This is a genomic window from Myceligenerans crystallogenes (assembly GCF_039529775.1).
GTDB lineage: Bacteria > Actinomycetota > Actinomycetes > Actinomycetales > Cellulomonadaceae > Myceligenerans > Myceligenerans crystallogenes.
In genome coordinates, this window is record NZ_BAAANL010000002.1 from 417774 (window position 1) to 434948 (window position 17175).

Genomic DNA, 17175 nt, shown 5'->3' on the forward strand with positions numbered 1-17175 from the left:
TCATCCTGGTCTCCGTACCGGGGCCGCGCCGCGGCCCGCGACCCGGCCGGACTTGCCCAGCTCCCACCGCACGGCCTGCGCGAGGTGCTCCGTCGTCAGCGACCCGCCGTCGTCGGCCGCCAGGTAGGCGGCCTGCAGCGCGGCCGCCGCGATGGCGCCGCCGGACAGGTCGGCCTCCGCCAGCCGCGCCAGGTCCACGTCACCGCGCGGCAGCGACGCGGGCAGCGCCTGGGACCACATGCGTTCGCGCGCCGCACGGTCCGGATAGGGAAAACTGACGATCGCCGAGAGCCGCCGGGTGAACGCCTGGTCGAGCGCGCTGCGGGCGTTGGTCGTGAGGATCGCCAGACCCGCGAACGACTCCAGCCGCTGCAGCAGGTAGCCGACCTCGACGTTGGCGTACCGGTCGTGGCTGTCCTTCACCTCCGACCGCTTGCCGAACAGGGCGTCGGCCTCGTCGAAGAGGAGCACCATGCCGCCGTCCTCGGCGGCGTCGAACAGCCTGGCGAGCCGCTTCTCCGTCTCGCCGAGGTACTTGTCCACCACCTGGCTCAGGTCCACGTGCACCAGGTCGAGCTCCAGGTCGTGGGCGACCACCTCGGCGGCGAACGTCTTGCCCGTCCCCGAGTCGCCGGCGAACAGCGCCGCGGCGCCGCGCCCGCGAGCCGACGCCCCGAACCCCCACCCGTCCAGCACCGTGGACCGGTGCCGGACCGATGCCACCAGCGCGCGCAGCTGGGCGAGCTGGGGGCCGGGCAGCACGAGCCGGTCCCAGCCGGCCTCCGGCTCACGCACCTGCGCGAGCGAGCCGACGTCGGCGCGCGGGCGCCGCCGGCACGCCTGCCACAGCCCGTGGCCGGCCGCCACCTCGCCGGCCACGACGTCGACGTCGGGAACCGACAGGTCGAACGCACCCGCCACGGCGGCGAGCTCCGACTCCGGCGCGCCGGCCCCGGCACGCTCGAGAGCGGCGGCGAGCACGGCGCGCCGTTCGCCCGCGCCCAGGCGCGGTACCTGCAGCACCGGCAGGCCCAGGCCCTCGACGGGCGCACCGCCCGGCCGGCTGGAGACGGTGAGCACGATCGGCGCCTCGCCCGACCGCAGTGCCCGGCCCGCCGCGGCGGCGAACGACGCGGGTGCGTCGTCGAGGTCGAGCACCCACGCGACACGACCGAGCACCGTCTCCCGCGCCAGCCGGCGGAGCAGGACGACGAGGTCGGCGGCGCCCGCGGGCAGGTCCGCGGCACCGAGCAGGCGCGGTGCGAGCCCGGCCGCGGCGCACGCCGCGGCGGCGATCGCCCGGGTCGTCCGCGCCTGCGGACCGCGCAGCACCACCGGGCCCGATGTCGCCCACCGGCGTACCACCTCGGCGACGATCGTCTCGTGCGTCGGTGCGAGCTCGACGGGGGCGTCGACGTGCCGGCTGAGCAGCTCCAGCTGCTCGTCCAGCACGTCGATGCCGACCAGGTGGTGCAGGATCCGCTCGTCCGGCACCAGCGGGCTGGCCAGGACGGAGTCCGGTTCGGCCGGGCGCAGCAGTCCCCAGTGGCGCAACGGGGCGTCGTGCGTCACGGCGTCCCAGTGCGCACCGGGCAGCTTGGCGAGCGCGGTGCCGAAGCACACGGACGGCCGCCCGGTGTGCTCGACCAGTTCCCGGCCGACCTCGCCCACCAGCTCCGGACCGCAGGCGAGCAGCAGCGTCCGGCGCTCGAACCCGGACAGGTCGAAGCACGCCTCGATCTCGTCCAGCGGCGTCGGACCGCCCGCGCGGGAGCGCAAACCGACCAGGCGCTCGTCGGCCGGTCCGGGGTCACGGCCCGCCAGGTGCGCGCGGACGACATCGAGCTCGGCGTGGACCAGGTCGCGACCCGTGGCGACGTCGCTCGTCAGCGTGGTGGCCGCCGCCGTCATGGGAGGGTCACCACCGGTGCGTCGTACGTGTCGGAGCCGGGAGACATGGCCGGCAGACTCTCCGCGCCGTCCACGGCGACCCGCACCAGCCAGGTGCCGTCGGCGATGCGGTCCTCCCCGACGTCCAGCTGGTCGAGTCCGACGTCGCCGGCCGCGACGGGCGGGAACGTCGCCGCGACCACCGCCGGGTCCCCGCCGGAGAGCCTGCCGAACGTGATCGTGGCCCGCTGGCCCTCCTGCAGCGCGGGGGCGAGGTGCACGCGGACCAGGCCGACCGGCCGGGTGACGCTCGTGACCGCCGGCCGCACCAGCAGCGGCACCCCGGCCGACCGGCCGACCACCCGCTCGGGCGCGCCCGTCACCGGGTCGGCCGGGCGCAGGTGCACCACCTGGACCAGATGGGCTCCGGCCCGGACGGCGTCGGGCACCACGACGGCGAGGCGGCCTGCCGTCGCGCCCGGCTCCGGGACCAGCCGCTGCCCGCCGATCGTGACCACCACGTGCGGTGACAGCAGGCCGCTCCCCGTGAGCAGCAGGGTCGCGCCGGTGACGGCGGGCCCGCCGCCGGAGACCGCCACGCTCTCGACCGTCACGCGCGTGAACGGACGCACCTCGATCACGGGCGCGAGGACCGGGAGAGCGCGGTGCACCGGGAGAGCCGCCTCCAGCAGCACGACGGTGGCCGTGTAGGTCTGGGAGAGCTGGTACCCCGTGCCGAGGACGCCCCACAGCCTGGAGATCTCCTCGAGGCTGAGCGGCACCGGGCTGACCTTGACGAGTTCGGCCTGGTCGGCGAGATCGGCGTCGTCGAGGAACGCCGTGCCGCCCGTGCCGTACGTGTCGACCGCCGCCTCGATGACGTCCTTGGTGAACACCGGGGTCACCGCGAGGGCGAGCGTCGCGCGGGCGATGAGCCGCTGCGGCTCGAGGACGGCGTCGTCGCCGTACGCCGACACCAGGTAATGCAGGTCGAGCGCGGCGACCGGACGGCGCACGAGCGAGCCGTCCCGGCCACGCGTCGGCAGATCGGACATGGCCCCCGCGTGGTTGGGCGTGACCTGGTAGAGATACACGTTCAGGCCGGATGCGCCGGTGCCGATGTCGTCGGCGTCGGCGAGCTGGGCGGGGCGCAACGTCGTGACGTCCGCGCCGCCCACCGGGTCGGGCTCCCAGGCGAGGGACTCGTGCAGGACATGGCGGATGGTCGTGGTGACGGCGGCCAGGGCGATCGTGTTGCTCACCGGGACCACCTGCTCCGCTGCCGGTCGAGGTAGTCGGCGTGGTCGACCTGCGGCGGGCCGGCGGGGGCCTGCGGCGGGGCCGCCGGCTCGTCGCGCCGGACCTCCAGCCGGTCGATGTGCACGTGCACGTCCCCGGCCGCCGGGACGTCGAGCTGGTCGAGCCCGACCTCGTGCGCGCGGCGGTTCCGCCGTCCGGAGGGGACGGCGACCAGCCGGTCCGCCTCGCGACGGGTGACGGCGCCGGCCTCGACGAGGGCCGGCGCGACGTACCGGGCGAGGAGCTCGGCCGGATCGATCGTCCGCGTCGCCGGTGGGCTGCCCGGGTCTCGCACGCCGGTGTCGCTGGCGGGCTCGCCGGGATCGGCGGGCTCGGCGGGCCTCGTCGCGGCGCGGGTGACGACCGGTTCGCGGGACGGGGCCGGTTGCCGGGCTGCCGGCGCCCGTGTCGGCGGGGCATCGGCCGCGGCAGCTACCGTCGTGGCAGCTTCCGTCGCCACCGCTTCCGCGGCCGGCGCGTCGGTGGCCGGCGCCGTCGGCCGGTTCGTCGGCTCAGAACGGGCGACAAGCGCGGGGCGAGGCGCCGGTGCGGTCCGGTCGCCGGGCACGGACGGCTGTGCCGTCTCCGGCCGTGCGGACCTCCGCGGCGTCGGCTCCCCCTGGTCCGGCGCGATGTCGCGCGACGGCGGGGAGGTCTCGTGCGGCCGTGCGGCCGTGACCTCGTCCCGTGCCGCCTCGTCCCACGCGGGCGCCGCCGGCAACGACCCGGCCACCCGCTCCGGGAACGGGAGCTCCCGTTCCGCCGGCCCGATCTCCCGTGCCGGCGCCGCGGCGTCGGCGGGGGCGCGCTCGAAACGCGATGCCCGGCGGGCGGTCAGCGCCGGCCCGGCGGCCCCCGAGGCCCGTGCCGCGATGCGGTCGAACACGTCGGCCATCTCACGCCCCCGCTCGCGTCAGGCCGAGGTACGCCCGGCGGCGCCACGGGGACATCGCCAGGATCTCGTCCTCGGACCACCCGAAAGCTCCCGCCAGCTCGGCGACGTCGGCGAGCAGCGCGGACGCCTGCTCGGTGACCCGCTCGGCCAGCAGCCGCACCACGTCGACGTCGGCCACCGTCTCGCGACCGCAGCCCGGGCACGTCACCCGGGCGCGCGCGGCGGCGGCGCCCGCGAGCGCCTCGGCCGCGTCCGCCACCCGGTCGGCGAGGCCGGCGCGGTCGGCGCGGTCGGCGCCTGGAGGCCACTGCTCGCAGCGTTCCCGGAGGTGCGTTCCGGGGTCGTCGGACTCGAGGGCGGCCAGGACGTCCGTCGTCGTCGGCGTGCGGACGACGACGTCACCGCCCGCGGCGGGCACGCGTGCCTCCGCCGGGGTGGCGGCCGGGGCCGCGAGCGCGTCGAGGGCGAGGGCCACGTCGAGCACGTCGCCGCACCCGGCACAGTCCAGCACGGTGGCCAGGGTGGGGCCGGTCCGCTCCCGCAGCTCGGCCAGGGCGGCCTGGGCCGCGACGGCGAGCGGCAGGTCGCACGCCGTGGCGAGGTCCGGCGCCGCGCCGCGCGCCAGCAGCACGACGGCACCGCCCGCGGGAGGCGGCGTCGTGCCGAGCGCCTCCCACAGCGCGAGCGTGGCGGCGGTCGAACCGTGCGCCGTTGCCGGATCCGCCATCACGTCACGGCTCGACGAACGACGGCTCGGTCGGCTCGGTCACGGCGTAGTCGCGTTCCCAGCCCTCGTTCTCCAGCTTGAGGGTCTGGATCGCCACCGCGTTGGCGTTGGCGTCGAGCTCCGGCAGCGCCTGGAACTCCGATACCCAGCACCGGTACAGCCGGTAGGAGATGGCGAGCTGTCCGGCCTCGTTGTAGACCTCGATGATGACGTCCTTGCGGAAGTCCTTGAGCGCGACCTCCGAGCCGAGGCCCGAGCCGTAGTTCCATACCTTGTTGGCCCACTGCTCGAACTCGACGTCGTGCGTGACGCCGCGCTCCAGCGTGATGGCCTCGAACTCGCTGCGGCCCGGGGACTTGCGGGACGACGACGGGTCGCCGCCGTGCCGGTGCTTGACCACCTCGGTGGTCTTCTTCAGTGCGCCGACCTTGCTCACGCCGGCGACGAACTTGCCGTCCCATTTCACGCGGAACTTGAAGTTCTTGTACGGGTCGAAACGCGTCGCGTTCACGGTGAACTCAGCCACGGGATGCCTCCTAGCCTGCCGCAGCAGAGGTCTTCTGCTGGATCGAGATCATGACGAATTCCGCGGGCTTGAGCGGTGCGAACCCGACCTGGATGTTCACGATGCCGCGGTCGATGTCGTACTGGGTGGTGGTCTCGGCGTCGCACCGCACGAAGTACGCGTCGCGCGGCGTGGTGCCCTGGAACGCGCCCTTGCGGAACAGGTCCTGCAGGAACGCTCCGACGGACAGGCGGATCTGCGACCACAGCGGCTCGTCGTTCGGCTCGAACACGACCCACTGCGTGCCGCGGTAGAGCGACTCCTCGAGAAAGAGGGCCACCCGCCGCACGGGGACGTACTTGTAGTCGTCGGCGAGGGCGTCGGAGCCGCGGAGCGTGCGCGCGCCCCACACCACGGACCCGGACTCGCGGAAGGTACGCAGCACGTTGACGCCGGCCTGGTTGAGCGGCCCGTTCTCACCGTTGGTGAGGTCGAGGGCGAGGTCGACGACGCCGGTCAGTCCGGCCTCCAGCCCGGCCGGGGCCTTCCACACCCCGCGCGAGCCGTCGGTGCGCGCCATGACGCCGGCGACCGCGCCACCGGGCGCGAACGTGTCGATCGTCCCGTTGCGCAGCGGGTCGGCGTGCCGGATCCGCGGGAAGTAGAAGCCCGCGTTGCGGGTCGCGGTCCCGGTGAGCCCGACGCTCGTCGCCCATCCGGCCGCGTCACCCAGGGTGAGGGCGGCGGGCGGGTCGACGACGAGGAACGCACGCCGGTCGACCGCGTAGTCCAGCGCGTCGGGCCACACGGCCGCCGGGAGGGTGCCCGCCGGCGTCGGCGGCGGCAGCACGATGATGTTCACGAGGTCGGCGAGCTCGAGCGCGTAGAGCCCGCGCTTGGCGGCGGCGAAACCGGTGCCGACGTAGTCGTCCGCCACGACGGCGCCGCCGTCGGCCCCGGCGGTGCCGTCGAGCTCCACCGTCGAGGTCACGGGCGTCGGCCGGACGCCGGGCAGAGGGCCGTCGACGCGCAGCAGGCGCGACGACCCGAGGATCCGGTCCACGCGCAGCGGCCCGTCGGCGACGGTGACGTTGCGGAAGACCTCGAGCGGATCGGTCGTGGCGGGGTCGCCGTCGTGGATCGCGAGGGTGAACAGGTCGCCGCCGGTGATGCCGCCGCCCTGGCCCGCCGCGATGTCGTCGGCCTCGGCCGTCGAGGCGGGGTGCGACACCACGACCTGCAGCGTGTTCGCCCAGACGCCCGGGCCGACGGCAACGAGCCCGAGGCCGTCCACGTCGACGGTCGCCGTCGCGGCGTCGTCGTGCGCGACCCGGACCACCAGAGCCGGCCCTCCGCCGTTCAGGTAGAAGTCGCGCACCGCGTATCCCAGGCCGCCGTCGCGCGACAGCCCGCCGAACGTGCGCTCGAACTCGGAGAAGTTGCCGATCGCGACAGGCGTGTCGGCCGGGCCGCGGCGAGCGACCCCGACGAACGCCGTGACCGCAGTCGCGACACCTGTGACCGTGCGGTTTCCGCTCGGCACCTCGGTGACATAGACGCCCGGGTAGGTGGGTGTGATGGTCATGAGTGCTCCTTCGTGGCCACGGTGCGGTGAGGCGCCGTGATCCGAGCATCCAGGCCGTCCGTCACCCCCGCGTCACCCGGTCGTCACGGGTTCCCGTCCCGGGTCCCCGCCCGGATGCCGAGGTCGCCGAGGCGCAGCAGAACGTCGCGCAGCCTCCCGCAAGCCGGGGAGAATGACCGTCATGAACTGGAATCTCGTGCGCAATGTCATGGTGCTGGTCTCGATCGCCTACGGCGTCACGACCGGCCTCCTCTGGAGCATCGACTCCCCCGCCGCCCTGGTGTTCACGATGGTCGGGGCGGGCGTCGTCGCCATCGGCTGGGTCGCCGTCGGGTCGTTCGGCCAGCAGGACGGAAACGGCCCCAGGGGTCAGCACTGAGGCGATCCGGCAGCCCGCGCCGTCGTCCCACGGTCTACCGGGGAGTCCCATCGGTGGCGGGCCGATGCGGCCCGCCACCGGCAGCGGCGAGGTTCAGGTCGGAGCGATGATTCCGGCCGGTCGCTCAGTGGCCCGGGAACGATGGTGGCCGCTTGGCCAGGAACGCTGCCGTGCCCTCGCGCATGTCGCCGGTCGCGAACGTCCTCCGGAAGGCCGCTTTCTCGATGGCGAGCGCGTCGGTGACGGGGCGCCCGATCGAGCCGTCGATGGCTGACTTGGACAATGCGACCGCGACCGGTGAGCGGGTGGCGATCTCGGCAAGTGTCGCGGCGGCAGAGTCGAGCATCTCTTCCCGGGTGTCGAACACCCGGTTGACCAGTCCGATACGCCGCGCTTCGGCGGCGTCGATCTTCCGGCCCGTATAGATCAGCTCCCTGGCCCAGCCGGGGCCGACCCGGTGGTGCAACCGCGCGCAGCCGCCGAAGCCTGGGATCAGGCCGAGCGACACCTCGGGCTGGCCGAACACCGCTGAACCGGTGGCGTAGATGAAGTCAGCGGCCATGGCCAGTTCGCAGCCGCCGCCGAGCGCATAGCCGGACACACAGGCGATCACCGGGACGGGCAGTTCTTCGAGCAGTCGGGTGACCCTCTGGCCGAGCGCACCGAACGCCTCGCCCTCGTCCGGCGTCATCACGGACATCTCCTTGATGTCGGCTCCTGCGACGAACGCGCGCTCACCGGCTCCGGTCAGGATGACGCCGCGGATGGCGCCGCCGGTCGACGGCAGCGGGCCTTCCAGGAGGGTGCGCAACTCGGTGAGCACCTGTTCGTTCAGCGCGTTCAGCGCGTTCGGCCGGTTCACGGTGACGGTGAGGACGCCGTCGTCGTCCGACAGCAGCAAGGTCTTGTCGCTCATGGTCGTTGCCTCTCAGGAGTCCCAGATGGCGCCATAGGCCGGGATGCCCCGCATCTCCAGCTGCTCGACCACGTTCCAGGTGGTCTTCTTGTTGGAGATGCAGATCACCGCTTCCGCGTCGAACTCGCGGTACGCCTGGTAGGCGAGCGCCACCAGGTCGGGCTTGCCGGAAGCCGTGGTGTCCCAGATGACCGGGTCAGGTTGCACGGCGAGGATCTCGTCGACCAGGTCGTCGCCGAAGGTGGCCCGCGGGTCGCGAGTGGACCAGACGAGGCGAGAGGGCGTCTCGCGCGAGAGCAGGTGCGGCAGGCAGGGACCGATACCGCTGCCGGTGGCCACCCACACGACGCGGCGGAACAGCCGGTCGATGTTCCCGACGCCGGCTGTCGGGATGCCCTTGACCCACAGGTGCGACGGGCGGTCGTCGATCAGCGCACCGGTCCAGTCGCCCGCCCGGGAGATGGTGAGCCGGAATCCGGGCGCACCGGGAGACGGCACGTTGGCGAAGGAGTGCCATTCGCGCCACGGGCTACGGCTGACCGTGGTGGACGAGCCGGCGAACGGCGTCACGCCGTAGTCGAAGCGCACGAGCACGACATGCGAGGAGGGCGAGGTCGTTCGTACCGGCACCCGGCGGAGCCGGAGCCAGGGCAGGGCGATACTGACCGACACGACGAGCAGCACCAGGAACGGCGCCGGCCCGGCCTCGGAGAAGAGGAAGGAGTGCAGCCAGAACAGGGCGAGCAGGCTCCAGCCGCCGAAGCGGTGCATCAGCTCGAACCGGTTGTGGTGCCGCGCCCGGAACGCCGGCAGCGCGAACGCGATCATGGCGAGCAGCAGTGCGGCGATCACGTAGGTCACCACGAGCACCGCCACACTAACTGGCCGCACGGTCGCAGTGGCCGCGAAGACCAGGAACCACCCGGTCGCGGACACCATCCCACCGACGTGGATACCCCCGAACACGTGGTAGACCTTGCCGAGCAGGGCGCGCACCGGCAGCGGCCAGGTCACCGGCGCGCTGGTCGCGGACAGGAAGATCGCGTTGATCACGTACTGCTGCCGGATCAGCACCGCGAGTGCGACGTTCGCCAGCATCATGCCGGAGATCGTGCCCAGGTCGCCCGGCCGGCCGCCGCCGGCGAGGACCACGAGGTTGACGGCGACCACGCCGGCGGCGAGCCGGTTGTGGTGCATCAGACGCCTGTGCCGCCACATGCGGCGCCACCTCCCGTGAACCGGTGGCAGCGGGCGGGCGAGTTCGGTGTCGGCCGATGTCATGCCATGACCTCCTGCGCGGCGAGCCCGGCAACCAGGGCCCGCTTGTCGACCTTGCCGCGGTGCGTGGTCGGCAGCTCGGCGACGGCGCGGACGGTGGCCGGCACGCAGTAGTACGGCAGGCTGCCGGCCACCACATGGCTGGCCGTGACGACGTTCACTTCCTCCGGGGTCACGAAGCCGATCAGTTCGCCGTCGTGCAGCACGGTCGTGGCCCGTTCGCATCCGGGCGTCCGTTCCAGCGCGGAGGTGACCGCGTCCAGTTCGATCCGAAAGCCACGAACCTTCACCTGTTCGTCAGTGCGTCCGTGGTGCTCGAGCCGGCCATCGGCAGTCCAGCGGCCGAGGTCGCGGGTGCGGAACATGCGGTTCTCGCCACCAAGGAACGGATCGGGAAGGTAGCGCTGCGCGGTCAGCTCGGCATTGCCGAGGTAGCCCTGGCTGACGCAGGCTCCGCCTGCCCACAGTTCGCCGACCTCGCCGACCGGGCACGGTCGCAGGCGCTCGTCGAGAACATAGACGGTGGTGTTGGGCAGCGGCGAGCCGATCGTGGGTTCCTCGCCGCGCCGGTGCGGCGGGGCGACCGTGTTCACGATGGTGACCTCGGTGGGTCCGCACGCGTTGTGGAACCGGGTAAACGACGACCAGGTGTCCGCGAGCAGGCGCGGGCAGCGCTCCCCGGCCACCGCCACCACGGAGACGTTGCGGCACAGGTCCGGATCCAGGCCCGCCAGCACGCTCGGTGTCGCGATCACCACATCCACCGAGCGCACTGCCTGGAGGATCGAGGTGCCCCTGATCACCAGTTCCGCGCCGTTGCAGAGCGCCACGAAGATCTCCCACACCGCCATGTCGAACGCGATATTGAGCAGCTGCGACACCTTCATGCCCGGCCGGACGCCGAGTGCTCCCGGCCCGTGCGTGACCACGTTGCACAGGTTCGCGTGCGTGACGACGACTCCGTTCGGCACGCCCGTGGTACCCGAGGTGAAGATCACCACCGCCGGATCCTCCGGCGCGCTCGCGACCACCGCGGGCGGTTCCGGACGCTCCCCGGAGAGCTTGTCCACGGCGAGCACCACCCGACCGGGCAGCGCGGGCAGGGCCGCGACGAACTCGGACAGCGTCAGCACGACACGGATGTCAGCCGTCGCGACCATGTGCGCCAGGTGTGCACTCGGCGCGATCCGAGCGTCCTGCGGCACGTACGCGGCCCCCGCCTTCAACACCCCGAGGATGCCGACAACCATCGGGATCGAGCGCTTCACGAACAGTCCGACTCGATCACCTTTCCTGACGCCGAGCCGCACGAGCGCTTCAGCGAGCAGATTCGCTCGCCCGTCGAGCTCGCGGTAGGTCAGGGACTCGCCGGCGTGCGTCACCGCGACAGCCTCCGGCCGAACCCGGGCCATGGCCTCGAACGCCTGATGCAGCAGGACGAACGGCGGCCGTACCGACGCCCCCGTCCCGAAGCGTTGGAACAACTCCTGGTCGGATGGCGTCAGACCAGCCAAGGTGGACCGGTCGATGTGATGGGTCATTTGCGGCTACTCCGTTTCGAGACACGCTCGCAAATGAGAGCGGCGTCGAAGCCCTCATCGACAAGCCCAGACAGAGATTCGACGCACGGGGCCTCCGGAAGCCGGCGGATGGCGAGCCCGAGGCCCCCTTACGTGATGTCACCGTAGGGCAGATCACCACGAACCCGGCATGGATGTAAACGTTTTAGTCGACCGGAAGTGCAGTCACCCGGCGAGATCCTGCGCGAACTCATCCTCGACCCCACCCGGATCTACCAGCCCACCAGGCCCACACCGAAAACGACGAATGGCCTGAACCTACGAAACGTAGGTTCAGGCCATTCCGATGTCCTGCGACATCACACGTCGGGCTGACAGGATTTGAACCTGCGACCCCTTGACCCCCAGTCAAGTGCGCTACCAAGCTGCGCCACAGCCCGTCGGGCGTTCCCGAGCAAGCCCGAGACTACCCTGTTCGGCCCCGGAGGGCCGACCGAAATACTACCCCACCTCGGATCGTGTCTCGCACTCGGACCGGTGGTGACGGCCGACACGGTCCGACGACGACGCCACGGGGCACCCTCCAGGCAGCGCCGAAATTGCGTTGCGCCCCCGGTTCGCCGTCGTCGATGCTTGGCCGCCTGCCACCGGCACCATCGATCACAGAACCGGGAAGGAGGAGACACCATGAGCAGGAAGCGAACCCAGGGACACGCGCTCCCCGCCGACGCCGTCCGCGAGCGTGCCGAGCACCGCCGGTCCGGCGCGGCCGGGGTGCACGCCGATCAGACCGCCCGGGCGCACCGCACCGGCCGCACGAACCGCATCGGATCGCGCTCGGCCCGCCGTCGTGCGGCGATCGCAGGCGAGGCGGCGTGAGCCTCAGGACCCGGCGACGACCCGCAGGTCCGGGTTCAGCTGGACCACTTCCCCGACGCCGTCGAGGTCACACTTCTCCTGGTACTCCGCGTCGTCGTCGAGCGGAACCCACCCGCCGCCCGATTCCACGGTGTCGCCCGGACGCACGGTCACCTCACCGCCGCCGACGACGACGTCGTCGCCCTCCTTGCCGCGCCGCGTCCCGAACGGCCAGGACACGAGCGACGGCTTGCCCTCGCCCGAGAGCAGGACGAAGCAGCCGCCCTGGACGGCGATCTCGCCGCCGACGAGGGCCTCCATGTAACCGTCGGGCTCGATCGAGGGCTGCACGACGAACGGGCTCCTGCCGTCGTCGGACGGCGCGGAAGCTGCGCAGCCGGCCGCCGTCGGGACGACGACGATCGCAGCCAGAACCCGGCTCACGATTCCCGTTGACCACCGCATGTGCATCTCCTGTCCGGATGGCCGGCGGACCGCACGACCTCTCACACCCTCGATGTCGTGTGAACGTGGATCCTTGCGGACGGGGCCCTCACAGCTCGCCCAGGAGGTCGAAGTCGAAACCGTCGGCGCGGGCGAGGTAGAGGCGGTGCGCGGCGTGGTTGCCCTGGAACCGCATCAGGCCCCGCGGCCCCTCGTAGACGACGCCGTCCACCGAGCGGTCGATCGCGGCCACCGCCGCGCTGCCCGCCCGCTCGACGATGGTGCGCAGCGCGAAGATGCCCTCGTAGCAGGCCTCGGCCGCCGCCCCGACGGCCGGGGCGTGCGCGCCGTGGTGGGCGGTGTAGCGGCCGATCAGGTCCAGCGCCCCGCCCGTCGCCAGGCTCCGGAACCAGCCCCCGGTCGAGTAGAGGTTGGCCGTGCCGCCGGCACCGCTGCCCATGAGCATGTTCTCCTCCATGAGGGTGCTCAGGCGGACCATCCGCTCGTCCAGGCCCCGGCGGGCGAACACCCGGTTGAAGCGGACCGCGTTCTGCCCGACCATCAGCATCAGCACGCCGCCGGCGCCCGAGGACTCGAGGTCGGTCGCCACGCCGCCCAGCTGGGTGGCGCTCGCCCCCTGCGCGGGCAGGAACCGCGCGCCCGCGAACTCCACCCCGAGGGACGCCACCTGCGCCGACAGCACCTGGAACGTGCGCCGCGGCCACGCGTAGTCGTCCCCGACGACGTACCAGCTGCGCACCCCGAGCTCGGCCCGCAGCCGCGCGACCGCGGGGAACAGCTGGGCGGACGGCACCTCCCCGGTGACGTACAGCCCGGGCCGCGTCTCGGCGCCCTCGTAGGCGGCCGGGTAGACGTAGGGCACGCGGCGCCCCACGAGCGGGACGACGGCGTTGCGTACCGCTGACGTGTGCCATCCGGTCAGCGCGTGCACGCCGCGCGACGTGAGCACGCCGGCCACCTGACGGCGCAGCACGGGGAGCGGCTGGCCTGCGTCGAGGAACCGGGCCCGCACCGGGCGGCCGAGGATCCCGCCCGAGGCGTTCAGCTCCGCGACCGCCAGCTCCGTGACGGCCTGGCACGACGGGCCGTAGATGCCGCCGGGGCCCTGGAAGTGCAGCAGGGCACCGATCACGAAGTCCGACATGACGCCCCGTCCCGCGATGGGCCCTTTCCTGGGCTCGGCCAGTGCTGGCGGGTAGTGTACGAGCACACAGGGAGGGCGAGCGATCATGCGGTCTGGACGTGAGACGGCCACGGCCACGCGCCGCGCCGGCGCCGGCGCGGGCACCGGCGACACGGCAGCCGCCGTGGCCACGCTGCGCGAGTCCGTCCTGGCCGCGCGCCGCGCGGCCAGGACCGCCGCCGGCGTGCTCGGTCCCGAGGGCTTCGCCCTCGACGAGTGGCTGGTGCTCGACGCCCTGGGCGCGGGCGACGGCCTGACCATGTCCCAGCTGCGCGCGGCGGTGCTCGTGGACAAGGCGACGCTCGGCCGCCGCGTCGACGACCTGCTGACCAAGGCTCTCGTCTACCGGGAGGTCGACGGCCTCGACCGCCGTGTCATCCGGGTCTACCTCTCCGCCCGCGGCCGCGACGTCCTCTCACGCCTCACGGCGCGGCTGGCGCAGGGCTAGCAGTCCCCCGCCCCAGACCGCCAGCAGCACCACGGTGAGCACCACCCCGTACGGCTCGAGGCTGATCGCGTCCACGGGGAGCCCGCCCAGCCACGGAGCGTGCTCCGCCGCGACCTGGAGCAGGGTCACCGTCCCGATGCCCAGGGCCGCGAGCGCCGACACGCCGGTGACGACGACGTCGTAGCGCACCCCGGCCCGAGGACGAGGGCCCGCCGTCCCGGCACCCGCCCCGGTGTGCGCGTAGACGCGCCGGGTGGCCGCGCCCTGGGCCGAGTCCAGCAGGGACATCCCGGCGGCGAACAGCAGCGCCAGCGGCAGGGCCGCGTACCACGCGACCTGCCCGAGGGCCGCCGACGCCGTGATCGCCATCAGGCCGATCTCCGTCGCGGTGTCGAACCCGAGCCCGAACACGAGCCCGACGGCGTACATCCGGGACGGCCTCTGCGTGGCCCACCCGAACCGGCGCAGCGCCCAGCTGACCGGGCCGCCCGCCGGGTGGCGGCCGTCGCCCGGCGCGGATCCCGCCCGGTGGCGCAGCGCGCGCCGCAGCATGACGAGGTTGACGGCGGCGATCGCCAGCAGGAACGTCCCGGAGACGAGCGGGCCCCAGACGCCGGTCGCCCGGTGCAGCGGCGAGGACTCGTCCTCGAGCATCGGGGCGAGGGCGCCGGCTCCGAGCGTCAGCAGCAGGGCCGCGGCGAGCACCACGGTCGAGTGCCCCAGCGAGAACCAGAGACCGACGCCGCGTGCGTCCCGGCCCGATCGGAGCAGCCTGCGGGTGGTGTTGTCGATGGTGGCGATGTGGTCGGCGTCGAACGCGTGGCGGAGGCCCAGCGCGTAGGCGGCCAGCCCCGTCGCGACCGTGATCGCCCCGGCCCCGCCGTCCAGGGCCAGCGCCGCGGCCAGGCCCCCGGTCCCGGCGACATGGAGCGCGGCGACCACGGGCACCGTGGCGCCACCGCGCGGGTACGCCGGCCGGGCGCCGGTCGGGTTGCTGGTCATGCTACCTCCGTGGGTTCTGCCTGGTCAGGTTCGGGAAGCGCCGGCGGTTCGAGCGGGCTGAGGTGGGTGGCCGGCCCGAGCCAGCGGCTCAGCACCCCGCCGCGTGCGAGCCGGAGCACGACCGCGTCGCCGCCCGCCGCCCCGGGCCCGCTGACACCGCCGGCGCCGGGGTCCGGGCCGCCGTGCAGCGTCACCACGGTGTCGATGACCGTGTGGTCGCCGAGGACGCCGGGAACGGGGTCGTCCCCGGCCGCGGACAGTTCCTCGACCAGGACCGGCCCGTCGTCGTCGGCGACGTCGGTGCGGAGCACGACGCGGCCGCCGCGCTCGCCCGTCCGGCCCAGCACCACGGTCTCGCGCAGGGCGAGCCGGGATCCGGCGCCGAGCCGCACCGTGGTGGTGCGGTGCGCCTGCGCGCCGTCGGCCACGACGAACGGCAGGCCCGCCCAGGCCGCGACCGCCCCGGCGCCGAGCCGGATGTCGGCGTCCCAGCGGCAGCGGGCGCCGGCGCCGTCGTACGCGACCGTGCCGCCGACGTCGGTCAGGGTGAGCGCGCATCCGGGGTCCACCCGCACGCTGACCACCACGTGGTCCCCGCCGAGCAGCAGGGCGCCGCCGGCGACGAGCGCCACCTCGGCGTGCACCCGGTCACGGGCGACGAGCCGGGCGGCGAGCAGCCCGTCGGAGGTCCGCACGCGCACCGGCGCGCCGGGCACGGCCGGGCGCTCGACGGCTACCCGCGTCACCCGCGGGACCGGCGTGGCCGGCGGCATCGGCCGGTCAGCGGGCGTGGTCGTGCGCACGCTCGCCCTCGTGACTGTGCACGAAACCTCCGTCCTCGTCCGCGTGGAAGTGCGGCGCCATGGGGCCGGGATCCTGCGCGACGTGCGCGCCCGCGCGGAAGCTCGCCAGCACGCCGAGCACCCAGGTGCGCAGCTCGGCCACCGATGCCTCGTCGCCGCGCGAGAGGGCGACGACGGCGCGGCCGTCCCGCGCCGCCGAGGCGTCGGCCACCATCCGGGCGACGTCGACGCCCACGTACGGCGCGAGGTCGGTCTTGTTCACCACCAGGAGGTCGGCGCGGCCGATCCCGGGACCGCCCTTGCGGGCGACGTCCCCGCCGCCCGCCACGTCCAGCACGAAGATCTGGGCGTCGACGAGCGCGGGCGAGAACGTCGCGGTGAGGTTGTCGCCGCCGGACTCGATGATCACCAGGTCCAGGGGGTCGAAGTCGCGCTCCAGGTCCTCGGCGGCCAGCAGGTTCGCGGTGACGTCGTCGCGGATCGCGGTGTGCGGGCACGCTCCGGTCTCCACGGCGCGGATCCGCTCGGGTGCGAGCACGCCGGCCGAGCGGAGGAAGCGCGCGTCCTCGTCGGTGTAGATGTCGTTGGTGATGACGCCGAGGCGCAGCTCGGCGCCGAGGGCGCGGCACACGGTCGCGATGAGGGACGACTTGCCGACGCCGACGGGCCCGGCGACGCCGAGGCGGAACGCCCGGGAAGGGGGGATCGCGGGCACGGGGACGGGTGTGGTCTCAGGCACGGAACAACCTCTGGCTCTCCAGGGCATGGGCCTGCGCCCAGCCCTCGGTCTGCGGTGAACCGGAGGCCGGGATGTCCTCCGGGGTGGTGCACGCCGCTACGCGGAGCACGTGCGGCTCCGCGGCGGCGCACGCGTCGAGGACCCAGCGCGCGGGGGTGACCGGATCCAGGGGTTCGAGCTTGAGCAGTGCGGACGCCGCCGTCTGGGCGTCGTCGTACACGGTGAGGCGGACCGTGTCCGCGGCGGGCAGGCCGGTCGCCGCGGCGACCGCCCCGAGAACGACCGCGCGAGGCAGCGGCCCGTGTGCGGCGGCATGCGCCGCGAGGGCCCGGACCGCGGGCGCCTCCGGCCAGAGGGAGCAGGCCAGCCGCAGGTAGCCGCGGCCGAGCAGGCGCGCGGCCTCGCGCAGCGCGGGCGCGGGTGTCCGGGCGGCCCACGCGCCGACGACGTCGGTCAGGGAACGCGCGGGGAAGCCCCCGAGCGACCGCGCCGTCACCACGGCCGTACCCGCCTCCACGAGGCTCGCGGTCGTGGCGCGCCCGGCGAGCCAGGCGGGCACCGCCGTGACGGGCATGCCGCCCAGCAGCGCCGGCTCGAGACTCGCCGAGTGCGCGTGCCCGCCGCCGGGCAGGCGTCCGTCGGCGAGCAGCATCGCCACCGAGAGCGCGTGTCGTGAGGTCACG

18 protein-coding genes and 1 tRNA gene are annotated in these 17175 nt (G+C 73.8%); 3 read left to right on the top strand and 16 right to left on the bottom strand.

Annotated elements, in window-relative coordinates; translation table 11 throughout:
- The 6 genes from ABD208_RS06635 to ABD208_RS06660 are packed head-to-tail and all read right to left on the bottom strand — an operon-like array spanning position 1 to position 6901.
- The gene (locus ABD208_RS06635; RefSeq protein ID WP_344100801.1) at positions 1-1911 is read right to left on the bottom strand and encodes an ATP-binding protein; all 1911 of its coding nucleotides are present in this window, start codon (positions 1909-1911) and stop codon (positions 1-3) included.
- A complete protein-coding gene (locus ABD208_RS06640) occupies positions 1908-3152 on the bottom strand; it encodes a Pvc16 family protein (protein ID WP_344100803.1) in 1245 nt (414 codons plus the stop codon). Before ABD208_RS06640 ends, ABD208_RS06635 begins: the two co-directional genes overlap by 4 nt.
- The gene (locus ABD208_RS06645) at positions 3149-4084 is read right to left on the bottom strand and encodes a hypothetical protein (RefSeq protein ID WP_344100805.1); all 936 of its coding nucleotides are present in this window, start codon (positions 4082-4084) and stop codon (positions 3149-3151) included. The genes ABD208_RS06640 and ABD208_RS06645 overlap by 4 nt, the downstream gene beginning before the upstream one ends.
- Position 4085: 1 nt before the next feature.
- On the bottom strand, positions 4086-4811 hold the full coding sequence (locus ABD208_RS06650) for a hypothetical protein (RefSeq protein ID WP_344100807.1): 726 nt from the start codon (positions 4809-4811) through the stop codon (positions 4086-4088).
- A 4-nt stretch (positions 4812-4815) separates the two neighbouring features.
- A complete protein-coding gene (locus ABD208_RS06655; RefSeq protein WP_344100809.1) occupies positions 4816-5337 on the bottom strand; it encodes a phage tail protein in 522 nt (173 codons plus the stop codon).
- 10 nt (positions 5338-5347) lie between these two features.
- Positions 5348-6901, bottom strand: a complete 1554-nt coding sequence (locus tag ABD208_RS06660; RefSeq protein ID WP_344100811.1) for a phage tail sheath family protein — start codon at positions 6899-6901, stop codon at positions 5348-5350.
- A gap of 181 nt (positions 6902-7082) precedes the next feature.
- Here ABD208_RS06660 and ABD208_RS06665 point away from each other — a divergent pair, with 181 nt between their 5' ends.
- Positions 7083-7280: a hypothetical protein gene (locus tag ABD208_RS06665; protein WP_344100813.1), complete on the top strand. Its 198-nt coding sequence runs from the start codon at positions 7083-7085 to the stop codon at positions 7278-7280.
- Positions 7281-7404: 124 nt separating this feature from the next.
- Here ABD208_RS06665 and ABD208_RS06670 read toward each other — a convergent pair whose 3' ends face one another.
- The 4 genes from ABD208_RS06670 to ABD208_RS06685 all read right to left on the bottom strand — a co-directional run bounded on the left by ABD208_RS06670 (position 7405) and on the right by ABD208_RS06685 (position 11434).
- Entirely contained in the window at positions 7405-8196 is a 792-nt protein-coding gene (locus tag ABD208_RS06670) for an enoyl-CoA hydratase-related protein (protein WP_344100815.1), read from the bottom strand.
- 12 nt (positions 8197-8208) lie between these two features.
- On the bottom strand, positions 8209-9414 hold the full coding sequence (locus ABD208_RS06675) for a ferredoxin reductase domain-containing protein (RefSeq protein WP_344100817.1): 1206 nt from the start codon (positions 9412-9414) through the stop codon (positions 8209-8211).
- A 59-nt stretch (positions 9415-9473) separates the two neighbouring features.
- Positions 9474-11015: an amino acid adenylation domain-containing protein gene (locus tag ABD208_RS06680; RefSeq protein WP_344100819.1), complete on the bottom strand. Its 1542-nt coding sequence runs from the start codon at positions 11013-11015 to the stop codon at positions 9474-9476.
- A 345-nt stretch (positions 11016-11360) separates the two neighbouring features.
- Positions 11361-11434: transfer RNA gene (locus ABD208_RS06685), tRNA-Pro, on the bottom strand.
- A 247-nt stretch (positions 11435-11681) separates the two neighbouring features.
- Between ABD208_RS06685 and ABD208_RS06690 the strand changes: the two genes are divergently transcribed.
- Positions 11682-11873, top strand: coding sequence for a hypothetical protein (locus ABD208_RS06690; protein WP_344100821.1), 192 nt, complete (start codon positions 11682-11684; stop codon positions 11871-11873).
- Between the two features lie 3 nt (positions 11874-11876).
- On the opposite strand, the gene ABD208_RS06695 is transcribed toward ABD208_RS06690, so the two are convergent.
- A complete protein-coding gene (locus ABD208_RS06695; RefSeq protein ID WP_344100823.1) occupies positions 11877-12317 on the bottom strand; it encodes a hypothetical protein in 441 nt (146 codons plus the stop codon).
- An 88-nt stretch (positions 12318-12405) separates the two neighbouring features.
- On the bottom strand, positions 12406-13461 hold the full coding sequence (locus ABD208_RS06700) for a substrate-binding domain-containing protein (protein ID WP_344100825.1): 1056 nt from the start codon (positions 13459-13461) through the stop codon (positions 12406-12408).
- An 85-nt stretch (positions 13462-13546) separates the two neighbouring features.
- Here ABD208_RS06700 and ABD208_RS06705 point away from each other — a divergent pair, with 85 nt between their 5' ends.
- Positions 13547-13948: a MarR family winged helix-turn-helix transcriptional regulator gene (locus ABD208_RS06705; protein WP_344100827.1), complete on the top strand. Its 402-nt coding sequence runs from the start codon at positions 13547-13549 to the stop codon at positions 13946-13948.
- On the opposite strand, the gene ABD208_RS06710 is transcribed toward ABD208_RS06705, so the two are convergent.
- From ABD208_RS06710 to ABD208_RS06725, 4 genes are read right to left on the bottom strand one after another with little or no spacing between them, the layout of a single operon-like run.
- Complete coding sequence (locus tag ABD208_RS06710) at positions 13916-14950, bottom strand: HoxN/HupN/NixA family nickel/cobalt transporter (protein WP_344100829.1); 1035 nt, start codon at positions 14948-14950, stop codon at positions 13916-13918. The genes ABD208_RS06705 and ABD208_RS06710 overlap by 33 nt on opposite strands.
- Entirely contained in the window at positions 14947-15753 is an 807-nt protein-coding gene (locus ABD208_RS06715) for an urease accessory protein UreD (protein ID WP_344100831.1), read from the bottom strand. The genes ABD208_RS06710 and ABD208_RS06715 overlap by 4 nt, the downstream gene beginning before the upstream one ends.
- Positions 15731-16519 carry an urease accessory protein UreG gene (ureG, locus tag ABD208_RS06720; RefSeq protein ID WP_425561073.1) on the bottom strand — a complete coding sequence of 263 codons (789 nt, stop codon included), beginning with the start codon at positions 16517-16519 and terminating at the stop codon, positions 15731-15733. The genes ABD208_RS06715 and ureG overlap by 23 nt, the downstream gene beginning before the upstream one ends.
- Positions 16485-17174 carry an urease accessory protein UreF gene (locus tag ABD208_RS06725; RefSeq protein ID WP_344100835.1) on the bottom strand — a complete coding sequence of 230 codons (690 nt, stop codon included), beginning with the start codon at positions 17172-17174 and terminating at the stop codon, positions 16485-16487. The genes ureG and ABD208_RS06725 overlap by 35 nt, the downstream gene beginning before the upstream one ends.
- Between the last annotated feature and the right edge of the window lies 1 nt (position 17175).

Coding starts and splice junctions, on each gene's coding strand:
- ABD208_RS06710 (WP_344100829.1), bottom strand. CDS start 14,950: ATGACCAGCAACCCGACCGGCGCCCGGCCGGCGTACCCGCGCGGTGGC.
- ABD208_RS06690 (WP_344100821.1), top strand. CDS start 11,682: ATGAGCAGGAAGCGAACCCAGGGACACGCGCTCCCCGCCGACGCCGTC.
- ABD208_RS06695 (WP_344100823.1), bottom strand. CDS start 12,317: ATGCGGTGGTCAACGGGAATCGTGAGCCGGGTTCTGGCTGCGATCGTC.
- ABD208_RS06665 (WP_344100813.1), top strand. CDS start 7,083: ATGAACTGGAATCTCGTGCGCAATGTCATGGTGCTGGTCTCGATCGCC.
- ABD208_RS06705 (WP_344100827.1), top strand. CDS start 13,547: ATGCGGTCTGGACGTGAGACGGCCACGGCCACGCGCCGCGCCGGCGCC.
- ABD208_RS06670 (WP_344100815.1), bottom strand. CDS start 8,196: ATGAGCGACAAGACCTTGCTGCTGTCGGACGACGACGGCGTCCTCACC.
- ABD208_RS06635 (WP_344100801.1), bottom strand. CDS start 1,911: ATGACGGCGGCGGCCACCACGCTGACGAGCGACGTCGCCACGGGTCGC.
- ABD208_RS06675 (WP_344100817.1), bottom strand. CDS start 9,414: ATGTGGCGGCACAGGCGTCTGATGCACCACAACCGGCTCGCCGCCGGC.
- ABD208_RS06700 (WP_344100825.1), bottom strand. CDS start 13,461: ATGTCGGACTTCGTGATCGGTGCCCTGCTGCACTTCCAGGGCCCCGGC.
- ABD208_RS06645 (WP_344100805.1), bottom strand. CDS start 4,084: ATGGCCGACGTGTTCGACCGCATCGCGGCACGGGCCTCGGGGGCCGCC.
- ureG (WP_425561073.1), bottom strand. CDS start 16,519: ATGCCCTGGAGAGCCAGAGGTTGTTCCGTGCCTGAGACCACACCCGTC.
- ABD208_RS06650 (WP_344100807.1), bottom strand. CDS start 4,811: ATGGCGGATCCGGCAACGGCGCACGGTTCGACCGCCGCCACGCTCGCG.
- ABD208_RS06680 (WP_344100819.1), bottom strand. CDS start 11,015: ATGACCCATCACATCGACCGGTCCACCTTGGCTGGTCTGACGCCATCC.
- ABD208_RS06660 (WP_344100811.1), bottom strand. CDS start 6,901: ATGACCATCACACCCACCTACCCGGGCGTCTATGTCACCGAGGTGCCG.